Source organism: Pseudoalteromonas sp. T1lg65, from assembly GCF_051930985.1.
In the GTDB taxonomy this organism is placed as follows: domain Bacteria; phylum Pseudomonadota; class Gammaproteobacteria; order Enterobacterales; family Alteromonadaceae; genus Pseudoalteromonas.
In genome coordinates, this window is sequence record NZ_CP196837.1 from 3,587,009 (window position 1) to 3,613,591 (window position 26,583).

The window sequence follows — 26,583 nt, forward strand, 5'->3', positions numbered from 1 at the left end:
AACTCCAAAAATTTTTCTTATTACAGGCTCAATTGCACTTCCATCACCTGGCCGTTTCGCTCTATGGTGATGTTTGCATCATTACTCGTTTTCAGCTCATTAATGGCTGACATTGCCTGTTTCATGTCCGTTAGTTGAAATCCGTTGATAGCGATTGCCAAGTCATTTTCTTGCAAACCTACTGTTGCAAATAATTCTGGGTTTTTACCTGGCGATAAGCGATAGCCAATCACTTTACCATCGCGTCGTTCCGGTGAGATTTGAATGTAATCAAACAGCTTGGTAGGTTCATTCAACAACTCTGCCCTGCGTGAGGCTATCAAACTGGTATCAGGATTTGGGGAAGTATCTCGTAAAGTGTTTTGGCGAGTAGGGCGGACAGGCATCGCGACATTACGACTAAATTCTAAACCATCCAACATCAACGTTTCAAACCGGCCACCGACATTCAATATCACTCGATCAGGTAAAACTTGAGCTAACGTCGCTCGAGTACCATTGATCGCTTCTGATACATCATAAGTTATCTGGCGCCCTTGTGATTCTATAATTGCCAACCCTGCTGAGTCATTACGACTTACCGCCAAAATACCAGTTAAACGGACATTCAGTGTTGTTTCTGGCGCATCCGACACGACGGGGGCAGGCTCAGCTACTTTGCCAGCACCCGCTTTCCCAAATAGGTTCTTTGCCACAATCGCGCTACTGCCAGCATCTGACTGCGTTTGGCTGTAGACAGCAGACATCGGCATTAAGGGTTGTGTCTGAGGTATTGGCCAAAGTAACCAAAACAGTTGCGAAAACATGTAAGCAACATAAACAACAGACAGAACAACAACAAAACGGCTCAGCTTAGCATGAGGCAGACCATGCAGAAGTTTTTGTAATTGTTGTAACTGTAATTCCATATAAGCATTTTCTTATTCTATTTGAACAACCCAGTGTACCGCCTTGCTACCCTTTCAACAAGCGCGTAAATGTTAAACTTATAATAAAAGAGGTACACAATTTGGCTATTATAAAAACGTTTTAACCCAGTTTGAACTAATTGCGTTGGGAAAGTTCCCGTTCAGAGAAAAATATAAGCGAAACTCTGACAATACAACGACACCTATACTTTGTTTGTAGGGTGAAATATGTTAAATTTGCTAGGCTAAAATTCACGTTTTAAATTAGTTAACGAATTGTGACAAAAGTCCAGCAGGAAAACAACCAGTCAAATGATAAAGTTCGCTTGGATAAGTGGCTATGGGCTGCGCGTTTCTATAAAACACGCGCCATTGCTAGAGATATGATCCAAGGGGGCAAAGTGCATTACAACGGACAGCGCTGTAAACCAAGCAAAACCGTTGATCTCGGAGCGGTAGTGAAGCTCGCCCAAGGATATGAAGAGAAAGAAGTGACCATTGTGAAGATCTTGGACAAGCGACAAGCGGCACCAATCGCACAAACACTGTATGAAGAGTCTCAAACAAGTATCGAGAAACGCACTCAGAATGCTATCGCCCGGAAAAACAACAGCTTTTTCGCACCTAGACCTGCAAGCAAACCAGACAAAAAGCAGCGCCGCGAACTACTCAAATTGAAATCAAACTAGGATTTTCATTGATGCAAAAAGATCTACTACATCGTTATATCTTTGACCAGCTTGACGTACGCGGAGAGCTTGTCCAAATAGAGCAAACGTTCAACGATATAATTAGCGGCCACAATTATCCTGCCGAAGTGCAAGCACTGTTGGGCGAATTACTTGTTGCAACAAGCTTATTAACAGCCACCCTTAAGTTTGAAGGGGATATTGCGGTACAACTACAAGGTGATGGCCCAGTAAAATATGCCGTAATTAATGGTGATCACGAGCAAAAAATGCGCGGTGTCGCACGTCTGCAGTCTGATGTGCAAGGCGGAACCATTCCGCAGTTAATAGGCAAAGGCTATATGGTGATAACCATCACACCAACAAAAGGTGAGCGATACCAAGGTATTGTACCTCTAACCAAAGATACTTTGGCAGCCTGTCTAGAAGACTACTTTGAACAATCAGAGCAGTTAAAAACGAGACTATGGTTCGCTACATCCGTCGAAGGCGAAAAAGCTAAAGCCGCAGGACTGTTCCTACAAGTATTACCGGTAGATAAAGAAAAATCACTGGTTGATTTTCAACATTTGGAAGCATTAAGTGACACTATCACCGACGATGAGCTATTAACACTCGATGCTCACACTGTGCTTACTCGACTGTATCATGAAGATGGTCCGCAGCTATTCGAACCACAGGAAATCTCCTTCGTTTGTGGTTGTAGTAGAGAAAAGACTATTGACGCGTTGGTCAATGTAGGCCAAGAAGGTCTGTTAGAAGACATTGAGAAATACGGTGAGATCAACATTAATTGCCACTATTGCCTCAAAAATTATGTCTTCACTGAAGATGATATAAAAGCAATATTTAACTAAAAACAGTAAGTTGCTTTTTTAACACTCACTAAACCGCCATTTTGGCGGTTTTTTTATGGGTAATTGGTGACACCGGTATCATAAATACTGGCACTTTTATGACACCGGTATCATTGAAATTATTCACTTTTTTTGATGTTTTTATGTCATTTTAGGCCGCGCAAAAGCTCGAATATCTCAAAGTCATCTGTTACTATAAAAACAGCAAAGGGCAAGTGTACCCCAGAGCTATCCCGTTCAACTCTCACATTTTAGGTATAAACATGACTTCAAGCGCAACTCGTTTTGTCGATTTAACAGCAGCCGAACTTGTCGAGCACGCAATCCGCCGTGGCGAAGGTACTTTAGCGGCAAATGGGGCTTTTGTAGCTAAGACTGGTCGTCGCACTGGACGTTCACCAAATGACCGTTTCATCGTTAAAGAAGCTAGCACTGAAAATGACATTCAGTGGGGCAATGTAAACCGTCCTTTCGACGCTGAGAAATTCGACGCGCTTTGGGCTCGTGTTGAAGCGCATGTGCAAAGCAATGACCACTTCGTCTCTCACCTTGAAGTGGGCGCAGACCCTGAGCATTATTTACCGGTTGTAGTAACCACTGAAACAGCTTGGCACCACATCTTTGCGCAGAACATGTTTATCACTCCAGCGACATACAACGCTTCAAATTTGCCACAATGGCAGGTTATGAACGTACCATCTTTCGTTTGTGACCCTGAGCGTGATGGAACCAACAGTGATGGCACTGTCATTATCAACTTTGCACAACGCAAAGTGCTGATCGCAGGCATGCATTACGCTGGCGAAATGAAAAAATCAATGTTCTCTGTACAGAACTTCTTACTTCCAGCTAAAGGCGTATTGCCTATGCACTGTAGCGCCAACGTTGGTGAAGCAGGTGACACGGCACTATTCTTCGGCCTGTCTGGTACTGGTAAAACAACTCTTTCGGCAGATCCTGCACGTTTCCTAATCGGTGATGATGAGCATGGTTGGGCGCCAGGTAGCGTTTTCAATATTGAAGGTGGTTGTTACGCTAAATGTATCGATCTTTCTCAAAAGAACGAGCCAGTGATTTGGGACGCTATCCGTTTTGGTACCATCTTAGAAAACGTTGTATTAGATGAGAATCGTGTTCCTGACTACGCTGATTCGAGCCTTACTCAAAATACACGTGCTTCTTACCCTCTAGAACATGTTGAGAAGCGTAAAGTTGAAAACCGTGCAGGTGAACCCAGAGCGGTTGTGTTTCTAACGTGTGATGTAAGCGGCGTTTTACCTCCGGTATCAATTCTTTCTGAAGAAGCGGCTGCATACCACTTCTTAAGTGGTTACACCGCAAAAGTAGGCTCGACAGAAATTGGTTCAACGGCTGATATTGAGTCAACTTTCTCAACCTGTTTCGGCGCACCTTTCTTCCCTCGCCCAGCAGGAGTTTATGCTGAGCTGCTAATGAAGCGTGTACGTGAGTTTGGTGCCAAAGTATACCTAGTAAACACGGGCTGGACTGGTGGTCCATATGGTATTGGTAAACGTTTTGACATTCCAACAACTCGCGCTGTTATCGATGCTATCGTTAATGACAAGCTTGAGGGTGTTGAAACCCAGCATATTGAAGCGTTGAATCTTGATGTTCCTGTTGCTGTTCCTGGCGTTGAAGATAAGCTACTAAACCCAGTAAATACTTGGGAAGACAAGGCAAAATATGCTGAGTATGCAGCAAAACTAGCTGCAGACTTTAAAGCAAATTTCGAAAAGTATGAAGTGTCTGATGCAATCGTTGCAGCAGGACCTCGCGGCTAATAAACTGAAATAGTTCCTTTATCAAAAGCGCTCCTTCAGGGGCGCTTTTTTGTTTCTACTATTCTCACTTCACCCCAGAAGAGCCTGCTTAACGCTTACAGTTCAATTACTTGAAAATGTTTCACCTTTAGAAACATTTCTATTTTGTTAAATTCATGTTTATATATTGAGCGAATTTAAACCAAACGTATAAAAAGGACTATTGATATGAAGTTACAACTTAAAAAGAAACAACTTAAATCGCTCAAAGAAAATGCATTGAGCAACTTAGAAACCAATCAAGTGGCAGGTGCTAGAGGGGCCACATTTGGTTCAAGAATTGATTGTAATAGCTATGTGGTATGCCACACTCATCCAGCAATCTGCCAGTCAATCGGCCTATGCCCATCTAAAGACATTTGTTACCAATAATAAAAACGGCAGAAGTATCGAGCTTCTGCCGTTTTTAGTCTCTAACTGCCATCAATATGCTCAGATTTCGACAATGTTATGACTTTTTACCGGTTAGATTAGAACCATCGTATTTTTTGGCAACAGGTAAAGAAACTTCTGCACTTAGCCCACCGCCATCTCGATTTCTCAAGCGTACTCTGCCACCATGGGAAGACACTATACGCTTGATGATTGCCAAACCAAGTCCACTTCCCTCGCTACCACGAGCTTGATCGCCCTGCTTAAATGGCTCAAATACAGCTTCTAATTCAGATTCAGGAATACCCGGTCCTCTGTCCATAACTTTGATTAATACCGAACGGTACTTCGCGCTATATTCGGTCGTCACTTCGATATCAGATTGTGAGTATCGAATGGCGTTCTCAATCATATTGGTCACGACACGCTTGAGGGCAACCACATTCATCATAACCGCTGGTAAGTGACCTTCAGTTTGCAAATGAATGGGACGTTGGTGTTGTTTTTCGGCCTGTACCACTTCTTCTACGACAGCATTTACGTCATCTAGCTCCATCTCAATATTATTATGATGACGTAGATACTCAATAAATTGATCGATAATGGCATTCATGTCCTCAATGTCATCAACAATCCCTTCGCGAAGATAATCCTCTTCATCGGACATCATTTCCGTGGCTAGCCGGATCCGCGTCAGAGGGGTTCGTAGATCATGAGAAACGCCTGCCATCAGTAATCGTCGATCACTTTCTAACTCAGCAATCCCTTTCGACATTTTGTTGAACGCTCGAGTTACCTCAATAACTTCTGATGAACCTTCTTCACTTAGTCTGGTCGAGAAGTCGCCATTACCAACCCGAATTGCAGCTGTCTGCAGCGCTTGTAGTGGCTTGTTCAAGTGCCGAGCGAACAGCCATCCTCCAAGTACACTCAGAAAACCAATGCAGGATAAATAGAATACTAAAAACTCAATGTTTGATTCTTTAATTCCTTCCAAAGGAACACGTACCCAATAACCTGGAGCCTGGGGCGCTTCCACCCAGTAAATTACCGGATTTCCTTGATGTATTCGTACCCGTGCTGAGCCATTAAGTTGTTCTGACATGCTCTGCGAAAGTAAACGATATTCTTTTGCCTGACCGAGGCCATGCATATAAGCCTCACGTTGCGTCATTACTCTGATCCCGGTGATATCAAAAAACTTTTCAGACAGCTCATCACTAACTTCAACGCCGTCCTCCCAGTCGATAAATACCGTTTTAACTTGCTTCGCGAGCATCACGTTGACCTGTTCAAATGTGGGTTTGAACACATACAAAGTGACAGTAACATACGAAACAATTTGGTTGATTAGCAGCAATGCGCCGACAAAAAATACCGTCTGTCCAAATGCACTACGAGGTAACATAAGGACTATTTATTACCGTCAGGTACAAATACGTAGCCCAACCCCCACACAGTCTGAATATATCTCGGATTAGAGGCGTCTTCTTCTATCATCCTACGCAAGCGTGATACCTGCACATCAATGCTGCGCTCCAATGCACTGTAATCTCGTCCTCGAGCCAAGTTCATTAATTTATCTCGGCTTAACGGCTCTCTTGGATGGCTCACCAATGCCTTTAATACTGCAAACTCGCCACTGGTTAGCGAAATAGTTTTATCATCGTGATACATTTCCCGAGTCGCAAGGTTTAGAGTGAAGTTACCGAAAACTACTTGATTCTCTTCCGCCGAAGGCGCCCCCGGAACTTCTTTCGAACGACGTCGTAATATGGCTTTAATTCTAGCTAACAGCTCTCTGGGATTAAAAGGCTTGGGAATATAGTCATCTGCACCAAGCTCAAGGCCAATGATGCGGTCTACCTCATCGCCTTTGGCTGTCAGCATTACAATAGGGATTTCATTTTCTTTTTGTCTTAGTCTTCGACAAATTGATAGGCCATCTTCACCTGGCAGCATTAGATCTAACACCATGAGGTGGAAGTTTTCGCGCTCCAAAAGTCTATCCATTTGTTCTGAGTTAGCGGCACTTCGAACGATAAAGCCTTGCTCTAATAAATAACGCTCTAGTAGGCTGCGTAACCTCATGTCATCATCAACAACTAATACTTTGGTCGTTTCATTTCCCATTTTTTACTCTTCTGTTTATTATTTTTTTGGTTAAGCCCACCGAGGCTTTGCAATTAGTGATGTTATCTTCGTTAAATATAATTGAAATTAACGTGTTTAGACACCATACAATAAAAACTAGATTGTTACCGAACATTACAATGTATTGTACCCATATCAAAGCATTGTCAGTAGTTAAAACGCAATGAAAACAAATTTAATAACACCTGAAGGCTACCGCCAATTACAACAAGAGCATGATCACTTGTGGTTTGAGAAAAGACCTGAAGTGACAAAAATAGTCAATTGGGCGGCAAGCTTAGGAGATCGCTCAGAAAATGCGGATTACACATTTAACAAGCGACTGTTGAGACAAATTGATAGACGTGTACGCTTTCTTCGTAAACGTATGCCTGACTTAAAAATTGTGGAGTACAATCCGCAACAAGAAGGCAAAGTCTATTTTGGCGCTTGGGTCGAAGTAGAAAACGAAGATGGCGACTTGAAATCTTTTCGGATTGTAGGGCCAGACGAGATCTATGACAGAAAAGACTACATTTCCATTGATGCTCCGATGGCTAGAGCTTTACTCGGTAAATCTGTCGACGATGAAGTGACAGTAAGCACACCACATGGCAAGAGACTTTGGTACATCAATCGAATCGAATATCGCCAACAGAACGAACAGTGATATTATAAAGCCAATTTACCAGCACTTTAAAAAAGTGCCCATGATTTACTCTCTTGATACTGGCAACTTAATCAAGACTAGTTTCAGAACAATATAAGGATTTTGCATGAGCAATATCGCAACGCGCCTAGCCGAGGAGCTGAGTGCGAAAGAGCAACAAGTGATCGCAGCGATTAACTTGCTAGACGAAGGCGCTACCGTACCGTTTATTGCACGCTATCGAAAGGAGGTCACAGGAGGCTTAGATGATACTCAACTTCGTCAATTAGAACAGCGTTTAGGATATCTTCGCGAACTAGATGAACGACGTGACTTTATTCTCAAGACCATTTCAGAGCAGGGTAAACTCACCGATGAATTGGCTAGAGAAATTCACACTGCAGATAGCAAAACGGTGCTTGAAGATCTTTATTTGCCTTTCAAACCAAAACGCCGCACTAAAGGTCAGATTGCGATCGAAGCTGGGCTTGAACCGCTTGCTGACGCTTTATTTGCAGATCCTGACTTAAATCCAGAAGATGCTGCTGCAAATTATGTGAATGCCGAAAAAGGTGTTGCTGATAGCAAAGCGGCGTTAGATGGCGCGAAATTCATCTTGATGGAACGGTTTGCTGAAGATGCAAAGTTACTTGCCAAGTTCCGTGCGCATTTCAAACAAAACGCACAGCTGCAAAGTAAAGTGATTAGTGGCAAAGAAGACCAAGGTAGCAAGTATCGTGACTACTTTGAACACCATGAAGTGCTCAACAAAGTGCCTTCTCATCGCGCGCTTGCCATGCTTCGGGCCAGAAACGAGGGAATACTCCAGCTTAGTATCGACCCAGAGCCTTCAGTGGAAGACTCAGCACAATATTGTGCGCAAATTATTGCCGATCATTACTGTTTGCCTGTGCAAGGTAAAGCCGCCAGTGCTTGGTTAATGAGCGTGGTACAGTGGGCTTGGAAAATTAAAATTGCGCTACATCTAGAAAATGAATTTTTAGGTTTAATAAGAGAAAAAGCCGAAAAAGAAGCGATTGATGTGTTTGCGAAAAATCTCAAAGATTTACTAATGGCCGCTCCTGCTGGCCCGCGTGTGACGCTTGGCCTTGACCCGGGTTTAAGAACTGGCTGTAAAGTTGCCGTAGTTGATGCGACAGGAAAGCTCATTACTACCGCGACTATTTATCCTCATGCACCACAAAACCAATGGGATAAATCTTTACGTACTCTTGAGCAATTGTGCCGTCAGCATAAGGTCGAATTAATCGCTATCGGAAATGGAACAGCATCCAGAGAAACAGATAAGCTAGCTGCGGAAGTACTTAAAACAGCGCCAGAGCTAAAATTAAACAAAATTATGGTCAGCGAAGCTGGAGCATCGGTTTATTCCGCATCTGAATTCGCAGCCAACGAGTTTCCTGATCTTGATGTGTCATTACGTGGCGCGGTATCAATCGCCAGAAGACTGCAAGACCCGCTGGCTGAGTTGGTAAAGATAGAGCCCAAATCTATTGGTGTAGGTCAGTACCAACACGATGTCTCACAAAGCCAATTAGGTCAGACGCTGACAGCCGTGGTTGAAGACTGTGTAAACTCAGTGGGAGTAGACGTAAACACCGCCTCAGTCCCCTTGCTTGCAAGAGTGTCAGGATTAAACAAAACCCTAGCAAGTAATTTGGTCCGCTATCGGGATGAACATGGCTCATTCAGTAATCGTAAGCAGCTTAAGAATGTTGAGCGATTAGGACCAAAGGCTTTCGAACAAGCAGCTGGTTTCTTGCGAATTGCAAATGGAGATGACCCTCTGGACAGCTCGGCCGTTCACCCTGAAGCTTACCCTGTTGTAAAGCGGATCTGTGAAACCAGAAATATTGAAGTTTCTGGACTAATAGGAAATTCAGAAATACTAAACCAACTTGTTGCTAACGACTATATTGATGAGAAGTTTGGTGTACCAACCGTCACAGATATTATTAAAGAGCTTGATAAACCAGGACGAGATCCTCGCCCCGAGTTTAAAACTGCACAATTCAAAGCAGGCGTAGAGAAAATTTCAGATCTGAAAGTCGGGATGATCCTAGAAGGCGTAGTATCTAACGTTGCTAACTTTGGCGCATTTGTCGATGTCGGTGTTCATCAAGACGGACTTGTTCATATATCTGCACTCACAGATAAGTTTATTTCTGATCCTCGCGAAGTTGTTAAAGCTGGTGATATCGTTAAAGTAAAAGTGATAGAGGTTGATGTAGCTAGAAAGCGGATCAGTTTCACAATGCGACTTAATGATGACGTGCATCACGCCCCAACCGAGAAGAAAACAAATTCTAAATCTCTGAAAGGCAAGCCAACAGGAAAAACAAAATCACAATCAAAAGAGCCTAACAACGCAGCCATGGGAAATGCATTTGCAGAGGCTTTTGCAAAACTGAAGAAATAACAATAAGTTACAGCAATATTTAACCAATTTTAGAGATCAAATTGGTAGAAGATAAAAGCGCGACCTCTGTCGCGCTTTTTCTTTCTCGGGGTATAATATTTGCTTCGTTAAAGTAGCCAGCGGAGGCTAACAAAAGCTAACTTAGCTATATCTGCACAGAGAGTGAAGATACTTGGTTTGGTTGCGCCACATGCTGGTAGAACTGAGAAATTCGCAATGCTCTAGCTTGAATTTCTGGATCAGGTTCGATAGGCATAGCTACTGAATAAGGATCGGCATCTTGCTTAAGTTTTGCTTCTTCATCACTTTGAGCTGTCGCTATTTCACCACTTAAACGTCTGGTTTGAATGCTTGGAACTTTGTTCTTGTTATTACTTTCTTCCTCACCACTAATACTTTGCTTCGCTAGTTCAGCTTGCGCTGCCGACAACTTTTGCGTGGCATCCGCGGCAATTGCTCGATCTGCACCTGATGGCTCGGCCGGTGCTAACGCGGCAGCTCTGACCGTTTGCATCTTTTCAATGGTTGCTTGTGGGTCGCCTTCGATTGGAGCGACGTCAATCATCACCTGTCCGCCAATGGCATAATTGTTTCCATCGGGACCACGTTGATATTCGTAACTAGGCGATCCGGCATGTTGCCCACCTACTCGGGCATGCGCCTGCTCATGTAACCGCACTTCTCTGTCACGAGATTTGAGCTCCTGAATTACCTGCTCGTCCTGCTCGGCCTGCTGCTGTTCTTTCTCTGAGCCGTTTCGCTCTTTGTCCCCTTCTTCTTTTTCAGATTTTCCCTCAACTTTTTTCTCGCCCACAGGCTTACCTGACGAATTGTATAACTTGCCATCGTCAGAATGGGCTGAGCGGTTTTTTTCAGAATCAGCTAGATTTTTATTTTCGGTGAAAGGCGAAGAGGTAGGTGCAGCTTTGGGAATGATTTCTCGAAGCTGGTTGTCACGTGCAGCCGACTCGGTATGCACGTTTGCTGTATTCAGATTCATCGCCGGTGGTGGCGTTACTATGTTCATTACACTTTAATGTCAATCAAAGTACCTAAAACTTCGTCAGCTGTGCGAATGGTCTGCGTGTTTGCTTTTGCGTTGAATTCTTCAACCTTTAAAGCAACCAAAGACTCTTCCAACTTTGGCACTTGAGACACAGGCGCCGTCACGGCTTCATCAGTGCTTGCACCTTGAAGTTGACGTCCTGCGGCCTGCTCAGCCTCATTTTGTTGGCCTACCGTTGCACGGTTAATATCAGCAGTCGCTTGAGCAATTCCTTGCGCAGCTCTGTTGTAACCTTCGATACCATTGTTTAGCACATCGCCGATTGGCATTTTTAACCTCGACTTAGATCTATTTCCACTGACTAATTATTGCGCAAAACATCAACAAAGGGAAGTAGATGCGGCAATTTTTTGCCGCTTTTTTATCCTGTTTTTTTAAACAATTGAATTTAGTATATTTATAAACTCATCTTTATGAGAAATAAATGGTGCATGGGAAGCTTTCGCTATAACTTCAACCTTGAAATTAGGGTTTAACTGCTGCATTTTTTGGACAGCTTTTATAGGAACCAGCGAATCTAAACGACCAAAAACACCATGTAATGGCTGTTTAATACTTGCAAATTCATCTTTTAAGCTGACAGATTTCAGTATTTTCAATCCCCCAGCTAAGGCGTCTGGATCACTTTTTGGCTGAGATGCAAGTAACCTTTTGAGTTGTTTAACATCATCTCGAGCGTGCTCACTCCCCATCGCTTGTATCGCCAAAAAGCGTTCGATGGTTTTTTCGCTGTCTTTTTGTAGTTGCTGTTCAAAGTTAGCCAGTACAGTAGGGTCAATTCCAGGCCAAGACTGCTGCGCACAAAAGGCAGGAGAAGAGGAAACTAACACTAATCTACTCACTTTTTCAGGATGGTTTATCGCTATTTTTTGCGCAAAGAGTCCACCCAAAGACCAACCTACTAACACACTTTGTGGTGAAATCTTGTTAGCAAGTTGGGAAGCAATCGCAGTAAATTCGAACTCACCACTGTAAGGTTCACCGCCAAAGCCGGGAATATTTAAAGATTCTGTCGAGTAACCATCAACTAGCTCAAGCTCTTGCTGCAGTATACTCCACACAGCATTGTTCATTCCCCAGCCATGAATAAATACGATTTTTTTTTGCATAGCGTCGATCTCTATACCAAAATTTGCCTCATCATAGCGAACCAAGGATGGAAAGCAATGTTAGACTGGAAAGACCTTAATAAGAAGATTTTTGGCTGGCCCGAATGCGTATGCTGTCTGCAAGCCACTGCCAACACGGCCATTTGTGATAGCTGCCACAACCAACTTTTTGACTTTACTTCGGCGCCTATCAATCTACTCCATCAACCTGATATCTGCCGCATGGTCCGCTTACCAAACTGTGACGGTCTAAGCGCTGCAGCATGGTACAAACCTCCACTCAATAATTGGATTAAGGGACTTAAATTTTCACACTCCAGTCACTACCTTCCAGCATTGAATTTAATATCAAAGGTTTTGTGGCAAACATTCTTAGAGCAGTCGGTATATCACCCTGATCTTATCAGCTCAATTCCCCTACATAGAACACGACTTATTCACCGAGGCTACAATCAGGTGGAACAAATATGGCAACCGTTAGCGCATAAATCGCCGCTGCTAGTACGCAATAAGCTAACAAAAGCGCAAGCAGAATTATCTCGCGCTCAACGGCAACGTAACCTCAGCACAGCATTTACACCTTTATGTGCAATGTCTGGGAAACGTGTTCTGCTGTTAGATGATGTAATAACAACGGGAACCACCATGAATACAGCTGCACAAGCTTGTTTAGAAGCAGGCGCAACGAGCGTGTGGGCTATGGCGCTTTGCATCACACGCTTTAACTAGCTGTTATAATCCTTTGGAAAAGAATAAAACATTATTGACTATGCGACTCGAACCATACCAAAACCCTCTAAATAGCGGATTATCTGCGGCACCAATCACAACGCCTTGCTGGTGTCGATGCGCCACTATTGATGCCGAGTTACGGATCTGGGCAACGTTTTTTTCGTGGCTGTAACCTGCTAGCAAAGGCTCTGCTGTATAATTAGACACGGTAACAAAAGGCTTTTCAGAACTATCCATGACCCAAGCACTATTTTTAAAACTTGGTAGTTTTGAGTCAACAAAACCAAATGCCAAAGGATGTGTCAAATCTAGCCGTGTATCGAATATTGCACCTGCAATCCGCTGCTTTGCAGATAAATCCTCCTTATCTGCGTACATTAATCCTTGAGTATCAAACTGCGCATTCATTTCTTGCTTACTCACCATTTTTACTTTAAGCAATTGTTGTGAAATCAACCATTGTGCAGCTCGTTTTTGCCCCCATAACACGCCACCTTTGTTTACCCAGGTCTGAAGATGAGCTTTTGCTTCATCTTGCACATCAGAGTAACTGCCATCGACAAGAAAGATATGCGTATAGGAGTTCAAATCTAATTTATTGAGCGCTTTTTTCTCAACGATGGTAGGAGCGAGTGATAAGTGTCTATCGAGGTGATACCAGAGCTCACCCACTTCATATTGACTAACTCCTTCTCCTCCAACCAGTAACACTTTTGGTAAGCTAAGTGGTAGCATTTTTCTCGACCCCAAATCAATCCCTTCACTCGTCATTCCTGAAGCTACTGGATAGAGTGTTAGCTTCATAGACTGAGCTTCTTCCAATAGGATAGAAAACCACTCGCTGTGACTTTGTAAGCCTTTTGCTACTACCAAGGTACCCGCAGAAAAATGCTTCGGTTTACCCGCTACTTCTGTCGAAAATGCTGACATTGCTGCATTTACTTTAATGCCTTTGTTTAACAAACGATTGGCAAGTTTGGGAGCTAAGTAGTTCTGCCATTCAACCAAGTATGCATAGGCACCCGATGTTACCACTTGCTGCTCATCTTCCTGTTTTGGTTCACCACTTATTTTTAAGCCTCTGAGGCTATCGACAACGTCAAATTGTAGGTCAAATGCATATGGCAACGTCCATCCCGAGACGTCGTAGAAGGTATTGTCTTGAAAATGTGTTTCAGTGTTAAACACCGCTTTGATTAATCGATACTGTGACTGACGAAGCGGTACAAAAAGATCGCCAGCTTGATATGTTCTATCGCCTATGTCTTTCTCTTTTGTGAAATATTTTAACTGAATACCATGATGCTCAAGCAACTTAACAAACTCATTAAACCGATATGGATCCGACCCTTTTGCCACTGCATAACCAACAAAGTTTTCTTGTTCGGCTAGCTCAACAGCTTGCTGGTAAAACTGCCGCTGATAGTCGCTCAGTAGCGTTTTATACTCTAGTACCCCTGCAAAGGTAGAAAAGCTTGTAGTCAGCTGATTTTTAATCGTTTTTGGAAAAGTTAACACACCATATTGTGTTTCCTGTGCATGGCCTCGGCTGCTCGCTTGTTCAAACAGAATGCCGATAGACCCGTTTATGTCTGGATAGGTCGACCCTTTACCATAGTAAAAGTCATCGAAGCTTTCTCCAGTGAAATATAGCTGGCCTTGCTGGTCAAATGCTCTAGCATGAAACTTCGCAAGCATAGCTGTCAGAGCGGTATTTTCTTGCGGAGTATACGGGTGTGTTCTTGAAGGAATACCAGGTTGGAAGAAATAGCTATTATTACTTCCCATTTCATGAAAATCCGTCAAAACATGGGGCTTCCATTGCTGAAATTTGGCCACTCGAGCTTGTGATTCTGGATGCTGTAGTAATAACCAGTCACGGTTAAGATCAAACCAATAGTGATTCGTGCGGCTTGAAGGCCAAGGTTCGTGATGCTCTCTGTGTTCAGGATCAAAAGAAGGGCTGTTACTTTTATTACTATTCACCCAAGTTGCAAATTTAGAGAGCCCATCTGGATTAAGTACCGGATCAATCAGAATCACACTTTGCGACAATAGCTCCATGACTTTTTGCCCTTGCGCTGCCGCCAAATAGTATGCGAGTAACACCGCGGCATTACTTCCGGAAGGTTCATTACCATGGACACTGTATCCCATCCAAATAATAGCTGGCCCCTCTTTATCTGTGTCCGCAGTTCCAGCCAGCTTTGCCAAATGGGTAGCTTGAATATCCGTGATCTTTTGCTGATTATCCGCAGAAGTTGCTGTTATGAGCAATAGTGGCCGACGCTGATGACTGTAGCCGATTGTTTCTAGGCTAATCCGAGGGCTTTGCTGTGCCAGTAACGTTAAATACGCCACAATTTGGTTATGACGTAAGTGCCACTCTCCCACTTCGTAACCAAATGCCTGCTTTGGGGTGGTAATGTTAGCATCAAAAGTAACATCATCACCAAAATAGTATTCAGCAGAAATACCGTAACTTATTGAGCTAAAAATAAATAAAATAAAGAAACCAAATAAGCGCATCTATATCCCCAGCAGATTCATACTAAAGCCAAACTAGCAATTTAACTTTAAATTGCCAAATTTTTACGCCCAACACTAGCGACTGTAAGGTGAGGGGAGTATGATATGTATTAACCGAGTAATTTAGTCAAGTATAGAGCGAGTCATGATCACGATTTCTGAATCCGCCCAAAGTCATTTTGCAAAACTACTAGCAGATCAAGCTGAAGGCACAAATATCCGCGTTTTTGTTGTTAATCCTGGTACTGCCCAAGCCGAGTGTGGGGTTTCTTACTGTCCAGCTGACGCCGTAGAAGAATCTGATATTCGTTTAACATTCAATGGGTTTGACGCTGTTGTTGATGAAGAAAGCGCGCCATTTTTAGAAGAAGCTGAGATTGATTTTGTTACTGATAAAATGGGTAGTCAACTGACTTTGAAAGCCCCCAATGCCAAAGCTAAAAAACTGCGTGAAAATGCATCGCTAGCTGAGCAAGTCGAACACATGTTAGTCACCGAAGTTAATCCTCAACTTGCAAACCACGGTGGCCAAGTCAGCCTAGTCGAAATCACCGAAGACGGGATCGCTGTACTACAATTTGGTGGCGGTTGTAATGGCTGCTCAATGATTGATGTCACTCTTAAGGAAGGTATAGAAAAAGAGATGATCGCAAAATTTGAAGAAATCAACGGCGTGCGTGATATTACTGAGCATGCTAGAGGCGAGCATTCATATTATTAATGATTAAGTCGTTAATCTTCCGTTGGGGCTCTCGCCCAAAATTCAGCGCTAAACTATTTTTTACTGGTTTAGCGCTATTCGTTATATCGGTTGTCCTGATTGCTGCCGGCTATTACAGTCATCACCTGTTACAACTTGTTGGATTGGCATTCATGCTCCCCGCAGTGATCCTTGCAGTGTATGGTTATATTGGGATCTTCGCCAACCGCTTTTCTCAAGTTCTAGAGTCCCGCTCTCAACGACTTAAACACTTAAAAGATAATGACCCTTTTCGCAACTAACTTGTGCACAATGAGGACTATTCGCCCCATTACTTCGTGTTAGTAGAGCGAGCTTTATTCTAGCAATTGGTCTTGTATTGATAAGTGCCGAAACTTTGCAGCTAAACTGATCCCTCGCAATGCCATAAAGCAAGTCATTGCAAGCCATAGCCCATGGTTTTCTAGCTCCCTCGATAGTAAAAACACCATGAAGAAACCAACCACAGCCGATGTAAACATGCTGTTTCGCATCTCTTTCGCACGCGTCAGTCCGACAAAGATACCGTCAAATAAGAAACAGGCTGCTGAGACAATGGGTAACGCCACCAGCCAGGGAAGATACTGCTCAGCATAAACGATAACTTCTGGAATACTCGTTAAAGTGCGAATAATCGCACTGCCCGCTATGAAAAACACGAGACTGTATACTGTGGCAAGTAGCAACCCCCAATATAGACTCAATCGCACCCAGAGCTTTAATGTGTGAAGATCTTTTGCCCCTTTCGCTCTACCTACTTTAGCTTCCACCGCGTAGGCAATACCGTCCATTGCGAAACTAACTAGCATCAAAAAGTTCAGCAATACAGCATTTGCGGCCAATGTTAGCTCGCCCAGCCTAGCTCCATAAAAAGCCATAAAGCTAAAGCACATTTGCAGCATTAATGAACGAAGAAAGATATCTCGATTTAAAGTAAGTGCTTTAAACCAATCCGCTTTCTCAGACCATTGCCAACACAAATTTATCCCACGACGGCTGGCAACTTGATTAACCAAGTAAATTGATAAGCCCAATGCGATATAATCAGCGATTACGGAAGCAAACGCAGCACCAGTCACTCCCCACTCAAAGCCCACTACAAATAGGACATCAAGGATGATATTCACTAGGTTGGTGATAAGAACAACGTAAAAAGGACCCCTGCCATAGTGCATACCAAGCATGAACCCCAACAAAACCAAGTTAACAATTGCAGCAGGTGCGCTAAACACTCGAACTTGGAAGTAGCCACCAGCTTGTTCAAGTACCTTAGCTTCTGCATTAGACAACAAAGCCATAACATCGATAAGTATCGGGGACAAAAATATAAGCACAGCCGCAAAACATAGTCCGATCATCACGCTAGTATTGAGAGAACGAACCAGTTTATCGTGGTCTTTTTCTCCATAAGCCTGAGCGATTACACCGGTTGTGCTCATGCGAATAAAGCTTGCCAGCCAAAACAACACTGAAATTGAACTAGAACCTAGCGCAATCCCTGCCAAAAAGTGAGCCTCAGACATATGACCTATCACGGCAGTGTCAACTAAGCCTAACAATGGGACCGTGATGTTTGATAGTATCATGGGCCCAGCAAGCAATAATAAACTAAGGTGTTGTGATTTATGTTGTTTAAAAAATTGATACATTGGCTAATTGCTTTATTTGTATTGGTATCGAACCAAGCCTCTGGTGCGGTTATCTTACAGTATCATCATGTCAGTGAGAAATTGCCGGCTGTTACCAGCGTCAGTGCAAGTACCTTTAAACAGCATTTAACTTATTTAAAAGAACAACAGTTTAATGTGGTACCACTTACAACCATTATCGAAACACTAAGAAAGGGAAAATCACTCCCAGCAAAAACCATCGCAATCACATTCGATGATGGCTACGACAATAATATAGAAGCTGCAGCACCAATTTTGGAATCCTTTAGCTATCCCTATACCATTTTTGTCAATCCAAAACTAATTGATGAAAAGAAAAGCTATGTCATGACTTGGGACGAACTTCGTGACTTAGCTAAAAAAGGGGCCACTATTGCCAACCATAGCGCAGAACACGAGTACCTGCATATCACTCGAGAAAATGAATCCTTGGAACAATGGCGGAAACGTATCAAACAAGACCTCACTTGGTCTCAAGCTAGGATAAAGCAAGAAATTGGTCATGATATTCCTTATGTCGCTTATCCATACGGTGAATTCAACAATTCACTCAAAGAGTTGGTGAATGAGCTTGGACTGGTCGGAATAGGTCAGCACTCTGGTGCAGTGGGAGTAACTACCGACTGGACACGCGTACCTCGTTTCCCAGCCTCAGGGATCTATAGTAAATTAGACACACTCAGTGTAAAAATGCAGACACAAGCTTTTAATATAAAAAAACTGGAATACTCTGACACTGTCACCGCAGACAATCAACCAACACTGACTATCCACTTTCAAGATCTAGACAACAGCTTTCATCAAAGTCAGTTTGCTTGTTATGTTTCTGGAATTGGACAGGCGACCATTAACTGGCTGTCACCACGAACAGTAACGGTGCGTAGCCCGAAACCATTAGCAGCCGGGCGAACTCGATATAACTGCACCGCTCCCAAGAAGGGATCCACAGGGTCTTACCTTTGGTTTTCTCAGCCTTGGGTTATTGTAAACAACTAACATAAAAATGGTTGATGAAGAGGTTACTTAATTTTGGCTGCATTAAGCAAGGTTAACGCTACCTTGCTTAATGGCACGAGCTCTTTTGCAGCCCCTATTTCATATGCCGCTCTGGGCATCCCCCAAACTACTGAACTTTTTTCATCTTGAGCAAATGTTTGTGCGCCGGCTTCACGTAAACGCAATAGCGCCTGAGCACCATCACTCCCCATACCTGTCAACATGACTGCACAAACATTTTTTGCAACAGGGACCAGTGAGTCAAATAATACCTCAACGGACGGACGATGACGATTGACACGTTCCTTCTCATCCAGCTTGCAAACATAACCCTTACTACTGCGGACAATCGTCAAGTGTTTATCTCCTGGAGCAATAAAAACATGTCCAAATTTAAGTACATCACCATCTTCAGCTTCTTTCACTGAAACTGTACAAGATTTGTCCATTCGCAACGCAAAAGAGGCACTAAATACGGGGGGAATGTGTTGTGTGATCACAACTGGGGGGACGTTATGAGGAAGTTTGGTCAACACTTCTCGGATCGCTTCAGTTCCACCAGTAGAAGCCCCTATCGCAAGAATAGTTTCTTTTCTGAAACGATAATTCCCACCGACTTCTTGCTGATCTTCTTTTTTAATTGTACGTAAACTTCTAACTTTAGCTTTTGATGCAATTCTAATTTTGTCGAACAATGTTTCTGCGTAAGAATGAAGAATGTTCGATACATTGCTGGTTGGTTTAGAAATAAAATCGACTGCGCCAACTTCTAACGCTTCTAACGTTGCAGGAGCTCCCTCTTGTGTCAATGTAGAAATCATGACAACTGGCATTGGCCGTAATCGCATTAAGTTCTTCAGAAAACTGATACCATCCATTTTTGGCATTTCAACATCTAAAGTGATCACATCTGGATTAAGTTGTTTTATCAATTCTCTGGCTTGATACGGATCTGATGCAGAACCCACAACCGTAATATCCTCAGCCTCATTTAATATCTTTGTTAACAGGCCTCTGATCAACGACGAATCGTCTACTACCAGTACTTTTATCATTTACACCGCCATACTAAAAAAGTTCGATGTCCGTTTCATTGTTACTTTCCTCGATATCATGCAGGTATTTAACTTCTCGTTTCTCAATCGTATTGTTATGCATCGTTTTCAACTTTTTCACCTGCGCTTTGCCGCTTTGCGGATGAAAAATCACTTTTCTTGGCCACGGCCCACCAATATCCTCAGAAACAAGATTTAAGGCTTCTTCATCAACATAGGCATGAGCGAAACGAATATTACCTTCACCAATATCAGTCATGGAGCTAATAATTTTTCCACCTCCAAACAGCTTAATTTTTAAATTTTTGCGAGATGCACCATTTTTCAAGACTTCGTTAATTAAATACTCCATCGCCCAGTTACCATAACGACAGTTGAGGTCATCTGCATGGATCTCTGATATCCCTCTCGTCGCAGGTAACATAAAATGATTCATCCCACCGACTCCCAATTTGTCATCATAGACACAGGCTGAAATACACGACCCTAAAACCGTGGAGATAAGTTCATCGTGTTTGGAAACATAAAACTCACCAGGCAGGACCTTAGCAACAACCGTATCCCTCCCAGAATCCCAAAATCGCTTCACATGCTCAAAACCATTTAGTACTGGCTTAAACTCCTTCATATTAACGCCTTTTGATAAATGGTCTTGCCAAGGTTTTTAAACCCTTTAGTGTCTTTTCCCATGGTTTCAGAGTGCCCAATAAACAAATAACCATCAGATACAAGTAACTCCCGAAACCCGTCAAATAATCGCTCTTTTGTTTCTTTATCAAAATAGATCAGAACGTTGCGACAAAAGATGAAGTCAAATGGTCCTTTCATTGGCCATGTTTCAAGTAAGTTCAGTCGCTTGAAATGAATAAGCTTTTGTAATGCTGGCTTGACTTTATAAGTACCACCATCGGGACTTTTTAGGAAAAAGTCTTTAAGCATGTCTGGACCGAGACCTGTAATACTTTTAGCGTTGTATTCTCCAGCACTCCCTCTTGCGAGCACATTAGAATCTAAGTCTGTCGCGAGTATTTTAACATCCCAATCCCTTGGAAAGGCATTAGCGATTGTCATGGCTATCGTGTAGGGTTCTTCACCCGTTGAACAACCAGCTGACCATATTCGCACCCTTTTATCAACACGGTGCCTAGCTTTAACCTCAGGGATCACTTTTGTAAGCAGAAAGTCAAAGTGATGTTTTTCCCTAAAAAATGATGTCAGGTTCGTGGTAATCGCATTAATAAAGTGGCTAAATTCTTCAGTGTGTTCCTCTAAAAACTGCAAATAATGAGAAAAAGAGTTCAATCCATTCGCTCTAATTCTCCTCGCTAAACGGGAGTAGATCATTTCTCTTTTATGAGGACCTAAAACAATACCGCAAGTCTCATAAACTTTCGCAGAAATGGTAGAAAAATCGTCATCCGTCAACAAAAATTCTCTCATCTACAGCGGCTCCCTAAAGCGTATAAAATCAGTAATTATTACTCAGCTATGGCTAAAACTCTTCCCACTCTTCTGACTCGTCTGAAAATTTACTTTTACTCACTTGCCCTTGAGAAGAGGAAGATTTTTTCGCTCCCCCATTTAATGAGTTTTTACTTGCGACCGGCATAGCTCGAACGGGTTCATTTGGTAAGTAGTTACCACCCGTGTCATCATTCATAGTAAAAAAGTTAAGTAATCGAGTCATATCGTTCGCTTGCTCAGCCATCGATTCTCCCGCTGCGGACGCTTGCTCAACTAATGCTGCATTTTGCTGAGTCATCTCATCCATCTGTGAAATCGCTTTATTCACCTGATCGATCCCAGAGCTCTGTTCGACCGACGCTTCTGCGATATCTGAAATCATCTCCGTCACTTTTTGGACCGCATCAACGATCCCTCTTAAAGTGACACCCGACTCATTCACAAGCATTGTGCCATCTTCAACTTTACTTACACTATCTCGGATCAGATCTTTAATTTCTTTCGCAGCACCCGCCGAGCGCTGTGCCAAATTACGCACCTCACCCGCAACTACAGCAAAACCTCGCCCTTGTTCACCAGCCCTTGCAGCCTCAACCGCAGCATTAAGTGCGAGTAGGTTGGTTTGGAATGCTATTTCGTCAATCACACCGATAATGTCAGCAATTCTCTTACTGGCGTCATTGATTTCAGACATACTTTCTACGGCACGTGTCACCACTTCACCGCCTTGGGTAGCTTTTTGACAAGTATCCGCAGCCAATTCATTAGCTAATTTAGCGTTCTCAGCATTTTGTTTAACAGTACTGGTCATTTCCTCCATACTCGCAGCTGTTTCCTCCAATGATGAAGCTTGTTCTTCCGTTCTTTGACTTAAATCTGCGTTCCCTTGTGAGATTTCATCTGCACCACTAGATACTAAATTTGCTGATGTTCGAATGCGGTTCATTACTTCAGTCAGTTTTTCTGCTGTTTTGTTCGCATCTTCTTTGAGCTTCTCATAGGAACCCTGGTAATCACGTTCAATGCGCCGAGTCAGGTTACCTGTCGCTAGTGAATCTAGCATTTCACCCATATCCACAACGGTATCTTGTACTGTTGCAACTAAGCTATTTAAACCTTTCGCTAAACGAAGATAAAATCCTTCTTTACCACTTTCTTCAATTCGTACAGTAAGTTCTCCATTACTTGCTTTTTGTACAAGGCTGTTTACTTCTCGTTCAATCGCGACTTCCTCAGTCCGGTCATTCCACTCCACTACCGTTCCGACTCTAGCACCTGCAGCATCTTGGATTGGGTTTGCTGTAAGGCCGAATGTTAAGCTACCTATTTCAATTTCGGTTTCAAAGGTAGTTTCTAAACGTGCCATCATGCCACGCTGATGCGCAGGGTTTTTATGGAAGATATCAATGTTACTTCCAACTATTGTGTCGTAATCAAAGTTTGGTACCATTTTTTTCAGCTGTTCCTCGTGAGACTTAAACAGCTGTTTTACTGAACGGTTCATGTAGACAATATTATTTTTATCATCAGCGATCATGGTATTCGTTGATACACTATCCAACGCTCGTTTAATACGAAGGTTTTCCGCAGCTAATGCTTGTTCTTCTCGCTCCTTAGCAAGACGCTGTGTTTTGTCATCCCATTCAACCACGGTACCGATGCGATTTTTCTCTTCATCAAATACCGGCGTGGCAATTAGACCAAACGTAAAACCCGCAACTTTAATTTCCGTGCTGTACACATCCGTTAACTTGTCCAAAAGACCTCGCTGATGCTGTGGGTTTTTGTGGAACACATCGATGTTAGAACCAAGCATCGTTTGTACGTCAAAGTTAGGTAAGGATTCACGCAATTGAGCTTGGTTTTCGCTCAACATCGCTTTCACTGAATCATTCGCATAAATGATATTCAATGAATTATCCGCCACCATTACATTCGCTTGGCAAACATCCAGCGCTCGAGTGATCCGCGCATTATGATTGGCAAGTTCCGTCTGTTTCTCTATCAGTTCTAATTCGCGGGTTAGGTCTTTCCATTCTACCAATGTCGCAACTCGTTCACCTGAATCATCAAACACTGGAGTCGCTATTAAATCAAAGGTCAAGCCAGCTACTTTAATTTGCGTCTCATAAGGTTGCCTCAAAGCCGCCAATATGTGCCTTTGATGAGCCGGATTTTTATGAAAAGTATCGATATTTTGACCTACCAGATTATCTACCGAGAAATTCGGTAGTTCTTTTTGGATGCGCAATTCATTATCTTTTAACATGCGTTTGAGTGAATCGTTGAAGTAGGTAATATTAAATTCAGGGTCCGCTAACATGACATTGGCTTGGCACACCTGCAATGCTAATACTCTGCTGGAAGCATCTGCATCACCTTGATTACTTCCTTCAAGTAAGTTGGATATCGCAATAAACAATTCTGTGTTTCGCGGATAAGTGCTTCGTTTTAATAATTCGGGATCTTGATTAGATAGAGCAGGAAGCAGTTCATCTATCGCTTTCAAACGGGCACCTAAAGAAGATAAGCCTTGCCGCATTAGCAGCATAGCTAGCAGAATGCTTACCACCGCAATTGAAATTGCAACCAATGATTGTGTATTAATTTCAACTTTAAGCATTTGAATACTAATGGCAAAACCGATAACTAGCACCACGCCTGCGGCTAACCATTTGTTGTTTGATTGACTTGTCAGTGCTTGCTCGCTCATATTATCCCCCGCTCGCAACAGATTCTCTTGGTCTTAATTCAAGATCTAAAATATTTTTCAAATTGAGAAGCACAACCATTTTCTCCCCAACATTTACCAGCCCTTTAACAAACTGAGCATTATCAGAGTCATTAAAGTCTGGCACATCCTTCGCCGTTTCTTCGTCAATACTATAAACGTCAGAAACTGCATCAACCACTAGCCCCATCACCTTGTCATCTCCTCTCACCAAGACAGAGACGACAATTACTACTGTCAAAGCGCTATAATCAATTCGATTCAGGCCAAACCGCTTTCTTAAATCAATAATCGGAACAATTGTTCCACGTAGATTAATTGCTCCATTCACAAAACCCGGTGAGTTAGGAATTGCCGTGACTTCTTCCCAACCTCGGATCTCATGTACTGCGAGAATATCGATACCATATTCCTCGCCGGCCATCATAAAGGTTAAAAATTGACGTTCATCGTCACGATCAGACATCATGAGTTCGCCAGCTATTGCGCCTTTTTCTGTCATCACGAAGCAGCCTCTTTGAGTTCTTGGCCAAGTGCCAAATCTTGTGACCCAGGACGTTTTAGTCCGCTCAGTTTAATAAGCCCGCTAATATCAACAATAAGTGAAACCCGACCGTCTCCAAGAATAGTGGCACCAGAAATACCATCTACTTTTTGATAATTTGCTTCCAAACTTTTTATTACAACCTGCTGCTGAGCAAGCAAATCATCAACCAATAAACCGACTTTGTGGTTATCTGCCTCAACAACCACAAGTAAGGCTCTATCCAATTCCTCGATTGCACCAGCATGATTAAAAAGCTGATACAGCCGTAGTATCGGTATGTACTCATCCCTCAGTCTCAGTACATCGAGACCATTTCCCACGGTACTTACTTTTTTAATATCGATTTGTAATGACTCAACAATAGAAATCAGTGGAATGATATAAGTATGCTTGGCCACTTTTACTAATTGGCCGTCGAGTATTGCCAATGTCAAAGGCAGTCTGATTGTAAATGTGGAACCGACTCCCTTCGCCGATGCCACCTCAACCGTTCCATTCAAGGACTGAATATTGCGACGAACAACATCCATTCCGACACCTCTGCCAGAGATATCACTCACTTGGTCAGCGGTCGAAAAGCCAGGTCTGAATATCAACTCATTGATATCTTCGGTAGATAGCTCTTCATTTTCTTGAATAATCCCATTTTTGATTGCTTTTTGTCTTATCTTCTCGGTATTTAGTCCACGTCCATCATCCATGATTTCAATAACAATGTTACCGCCTTGATGGAAAGCATTTAGTGTGACTGTTCCTACTGGGCTTTTACCCGCTTTTATTCTTTCTTCCGGGGTTTCTAACCCATGGTCTAGCGAATTACGAACGAGATGTACCATAGGGTCCGAAATTTTCTCCATCACGGTTTTATCTAGTTCTGTTTGCTCACCTAACAGCTTGAGTTCAACCTGCTTATTAAGTTTTTGTGATGTGTCTCTGACTAAACGAGGAAATCGACTAAACACGAAGCTTATTGGAAGCATTCTAATCCGCATGACATTTTCTTGCAGATCTCTAGTATTGTGTGCCAGCTGCGCCAATCCCTCTTGCAATGCGGAGATCGACTGTTCCGTAATTTCTTGCTCGCCCATTTGTGTCAACATAGCCTGTGTTATTACCAATTCACCAACCATGTTTATTAACGAGTCTACTTTATCAATGCTCACTCTGATCGAAGTAGATTCCGCTGATTTTTTTGTGTCTGCCTGTGTTTGCTTCGATTTAGCGTTTACCGCAGCCATATCAGGTTCGTCGGCCTGTTCAACTGGCGAAGACGTGATGGCTGTTTCCTCTTCAGAGGCGTTTTGTTCTTGTACCTTTTTAAATAAGCCACCGCACATTTTGATTTCGATATCGGCATCATCTTCAACCCACTCGAATACTTCTCTTATCGCTGATTCCGCTTGCTCCGTTGTCAAAAAAATGCGCCAACTGAGATAACAGTCTTCAGGATTAAACTGCTCGATCTCAGGTATAGCATCACAAAAAGCTTGGGTCTCAATAATCCCCATTTCAGCCAATTCACTGAGCATATATAAGGGTTCATTACCAGTTTTGAACAAATGCGAGTGCGGCTTAAAATCTATTTGAAAAGTCTGTGACTCTGTCGCTTGAGACTGCGTTTCTTCGGTTGGTGTTTGCTGTTCTTCTACTTTTGCATTACCAGATAAAATCGCTTCGAACTGTTTACGAAGCTGGGTCGACTCAGTCAAGTCTGGGGTTGATTCAGATTGCAATGCCCTAAGAAGAGCCCTTAAACAATCAACAGACTGGAGTAATAAATTAACATGCTCTGCGGTAAGCTGACGACGGCCATCGCGAATTTGATCGAGCAAGGTTTCAAGCACATGAGTGAAATCCGAAACTGCGGTAAAGCCAAATGTGCCGCTTCCACCCTTAATACTGTGCGCAGCTCTAAATATCGTATTGATCGTTTCCATGTCTTCAGAGCCTGGTGTTAAGTTAAGCAGCTCTGACTCCATCACATCAAGTCCTTCGAAACTTTCTTCAAAGAAAACTTCAAAAAACTGGCTTAAATCAATACTCATACCAACCCCCA

24 protein-coding genes are annotated in these 26,583 nt (G+C 42.8%); 10 read left to right on the forward strand and 14 right to left on the reverse strand.

The annotated features are described in order from the left end of the window. Positions 1–20: 20 nt before the first annotated feature. Positions 21–908 carry a type II secretion system protein GspC gene (gene gspC, locus ACSLBF_RS15935; protein ID WP_440054330.1) on the reverse strand — a complete coding sequence of 296 codons (888 nt, stop codon included), beginning with the start codon at positions 906–908 and terminating at the stop codon, positions 21–23. Between the two features lie 278 nt (positions 909–1,186). Here gspC and hslR point away from each other — a divergent pair, with 278 nt between their 5' ends. From hslR to ACSLBF_RS15955, 4 genes are all read left to right on the forward strand, one after another. Then, on the forward strand, positions 1,187–1,597 hold the full coding sequence (gene hslR, locus ACSLBF_RS15940; RefSeq protein WP_440054331.1) for a ribosome-associated heat shock protein Hsp15: 411 nt from the start codon (positions 1,187–1,189) through the stop codon (positions 1,595–1,597). Positions 1,598–1,608: 11 nt separating this feature from the next. After that, positions 1,609–2,454 (forward strand): Hsp33 family molecular chaperone HslO, encoded by an 846-nt coding sequence (gene hslO / locus ACSLBF_RS15945; RefSeq protein ID WP_440054332.1) that lies wholly within the window; start codon positions 1,609–1,611, stop codon positions 2,452–2,454. A gap of 263 nt (positions 2,455–2,717) precedes the next feature. Continuing rightward, positions 2,718–4,256 carry a phosphoenolpyruvate carboxykinase gene (locus tag ACSLBF_RS15950; protein WP_440054333.1) on the forward strand — a complete coding sequence of 513 codons (1,539 nt, stop codon included), beginning with the start codon at positions 2,718–2,720 and terminating at the stop codon, positions 4,254–4,256. A 207-nt stretch (positions 4,257–4,463) separates the two neighbouring features. Further along, entirely contained in the window at positions 4,464–4,667 is a 204-nt protein-coding gene (locus ACSLBF_RS15955; RefSeq protein ID WP_440054334.1) for a hypothetical protein, read from the forward strand. Between the two features lie 76 nt (positions 4,668–4,743). On the opposite strand, the gene envZ is transcribed toward ACSLBF_RS15955, so the two are convergent. Together envZ and ompR are read right to left on the reverse strand one after the other, a co-directional pair. Next, a complete protein-coding gene (gene envZ, locus ACSLBF_RS15960) occupies positions 4,744–6,075 on the reverse strand; it encodes a two-component system sensor histidine kinase EnvZ (RefSeq protein WP_440054335.1) in 1,332 nt (443 codons plus the stop codon). Between the two features lie 5 nt (positions 6,076–6,080). Further along, positions 6,081–6,800: an osmolarity response regulator transcription factor OmpR gene (gene ompR, locus ACSLBF_RS15965; protein ID WP_440054336.1), complete on the reverse strand. Its 720-nt coding sequence runs from the start codon at positions 6,798–6,800 to the stop codon at positions 6,081–6,083. A gap of 184 nt (positions 6,801–6,984) precedes the next feature. Here ompR and greB point away from each other — a divergent pair, with 184 nt between their 5' ends. Then, a complete protein-coding gene (gene greB / locus ACSLBF_RS15970; protein ID WP_440054337.1) occupies positions 6,985–7,470 on the forward strand; it encodes a transcription elongation factor GreB in 486 nt (161 codons plus the stop codon). Positions 7,471–7,576: 106 nt separating this feature from the next. Continuing rightward, positions 7,577–9,889 carry a Tex family protein gene (locus ACSLBF_RS15975; protein WP_440054338.1) on the forward strand — a complete coding sequence of 771 codons (2,313 nt, stop codon included), beginning with the start codon at positions 7,577–7,579 and terminating at the stop codon, positions 9,887–9,889. A gap of 145 nt (positions 9,890–10,034) precedes the next feature. Here the strand turns inward: ACSLBF_RS15975 and ACSLBF_RS15980 are convergent, their stop codons facing one another. From ACSLBF_RS15980 to bioH, 3 genes are all read right to left on the reverse strand, one after another. Beyond that, entirely contained in the window at positions 10,035–10,916 is an 882-nt protein-coding gene (locus ACSLBF_RS15980) for a putative metalloprotease CJM1_0395 family protein (protein WP_440054339.1), read from the reverse strand. Next, positions 10,916–11,224, reverse strand: coding sequence for a hypothetical protein (locus ACSLBF_RS15985; protein ID WP_440054340.1), 309 nt, complete (start codon positions 11,222–11,224; stop codon positions 10,916–10,918). Before ACSLBF_RS15985 ends, ACSLBF_RS15980 begins: the two co-directional genes overlap by 1 nt. 105 nt (positions 11,225–11,329) lie before the next feature. After that, positions 11,330–12,064, reverse strand: coding sequence for a pimeloyl-ACP methyl ester esterase BioH (gene bioH, locus ACSLBF_RS15990; RefSeq protein WP_440054341.1), 735 nt, complete (start codon positions 12,062–12,064; stop codon positions 11,330–11,332). Positions 12,065–12,121: 57 nt separating this feature from the next. Between bioH and ACSLBF_RS15995 the strand changes: the two genes are divergently transcribed. Continuing rightward, a complete protein-coding gene (locus ACSLBF_RS15995; RefSeq protein WP_440054342.1) occupies positions 12,122–12,793 on the forward strand; it encodes a ComF family protein in 672 nt (223 codons plus the stop codon). Positions 12,794–12,796: 3 nt separating this feature from the next. Here ACSLBF_RS15995 and ACSLBF_RS16000 read toward each other — a convergent pair whose 3' ends face one another. Beyond that, positions 12,797–15,325 carry a M14 metallopeptidase family protein gene (locus tag ACSLBF_RS16000; protein ID WP_440054343.1) on the reverse strand — a complete coding sequence of 843 codons (2,529 nt, stop codon included), beginning with the start codon at positions 15,323–15,325 and terminating at the stop codon, positions 12,797–12,799. A gap of 145 nt (positions 15,326–15,470) precedes the next feature. Here ACSLBF_RS16000 and nfuA point away from each other — a divergent pair, with 145 nt between their 5' ends. Together nfuA and ACSLBF_RS16010 are read left to right on the forward strand one after the other, a co-directional pair. Then, positions 15,471–16,046 (forward strand): Fe-S biogenesis protein NfuA, encoded by a 576-nt coding sequence (nfuA, locus tag ACSLBF_RS16005; RefSeq protein ID WP_440054344.1) that lies wholly within the window; start codon positions 15,471–15,473, stop codon positions 16,044–16,046. Further along, positions 16,046–16,327, forward strand: a complete 282-nt coding sequence (locus ACSLBF_RS16010) for a hypothetical protein (protein WP_440054345.1) — start codon at positions 16,046–16,048, stop codon at positions 16,325–16,327. The genes nfuA and ACSLBF_RS16010 overlap by 1 nt, the downstream gene beginning before the upstream one ends. A 54-nt stretch (positions 16,328–16,381) precedes the next feature. Here the strand turns inward: ACSLBF_RS16010 and ACSLBF_RS16015 are convergent, their stop codons facing one another. Next, positions 16,382–17,650 carry an MATE family efflux transporter gene (locus tag ACSLBF_RS16015; RefSeq protein WP_440054346.1) on the reverse strand — a complete coding sequence of 423 codons (1,269 nt, stop codon included), beginning with the start codon at positions 17,648–17,650 and terminating at the stop codon, positions 16,382–16,384. 42 nt (positions 17,651–17,692) lie between these two features. On the opposite strand from ACSLBF_RS16015, the gene ACSLBF_RS16020 reads away from it, so the two are divergent. Continuing rightward, positions 17,693–18,730 carry a polysaccharide deacetylase family protein gene (locus ACSLBF_RS16020; protein ID WP_440056253.1) on the forward strand — a complete coding sequence of 346 codons (1,038 nt, stop codon included), beginning with the start codon at positions 17,693–17,695 and terminating at the stop codon, positions 18,728–18,730. Between the two features lie 23 nt (positions 18,731–18,753). On the opposite strand, the gene ACSLBF_RS16025 is transcribed toward ACSLBF_RS16020, so the two are convergent. From ACSLBF_RS16025 to ACSLBF_RS16050, 6 genes are read right to left on the reverse strand one after another with little or no spacing between them, the layout of a single operon-like run. Continuing rightward, positions 18,754–19,785, reverse strand: a complete 1,032-nt coding sequence (locus tag ACSLBF_RS16025; protein WP_440054347.1) for a protein-glutamate methylesterase/protein-glutamine glutaminase — start codon at positions 19,783–19,785, stop codon at positions 18,754–18,756. Positions 19,786–19,798: 13 nt separating this feature from the next. Beyond that, a complete protein-coding gene (gene cheD / locus ACSLBF_RS16030; protein ID WP_440054348.1) occupies positions 19,799–20,413 on the reverse strand; it encodes a chemoreceptor glutamine deamidase CheD in 615 nt (204 codons plus the stop codon). Next, positions 20,410–21,225 carry a CheR family methyltransferase gene (locus ACSLBF_RS16035; RefSeq protein ID WP_440054349.1) on the reverse strand — a complete coding sequence of 272 codons (816 nt, stop codon included), beginning with the start codon at positions 21,223–21,225 and terminating at the stop codon, positions 20,410–20,412. Before ACSLBF_RS16035 ends, cheD begins: the two co-directional genes overlap by 4 nt. 52 nt (positions 21,226–21,277) lie before the next feature. Then, on the reverse strand, positions 21,278–23,962 hold the full coding sequence (locus tag ACSLBF_RS16040; protein WP_440054350.1) for a methyl-accepting chemotaxis protein: 2,685 nt from the start codon (positions 23,960–23,962) through the stop codon (positions 21,278–21,280). Between the two features lies 1 nt (position 23,963). Next, positions 23,964–24,485, reverse strand: a complete 522-nt coding sequence (locus tag ACSLBF_RS16045) for a chemotaxis protein CheW (protein WP_440054351.1) — start codon at positions 24,483–24,485, stop codon at positions 23,964–23,966. Then, positions 24,482–26,572, reverse strand: coding sequence for a chemotaxis protein CheA (locus ACSLBF_RS16050; protein WP_440054352.1), 2,091 nt, complete (start codon positions 26,570–26,572; stop codon positions 24,482–24,484). Before ACSLBF_RS16050 ends, ACSLBF_RS16045 begins: the two co-directional genes overlap by 4 nt. Positions 26,573–26,583 lie beyond the last annotated feature (11 nt).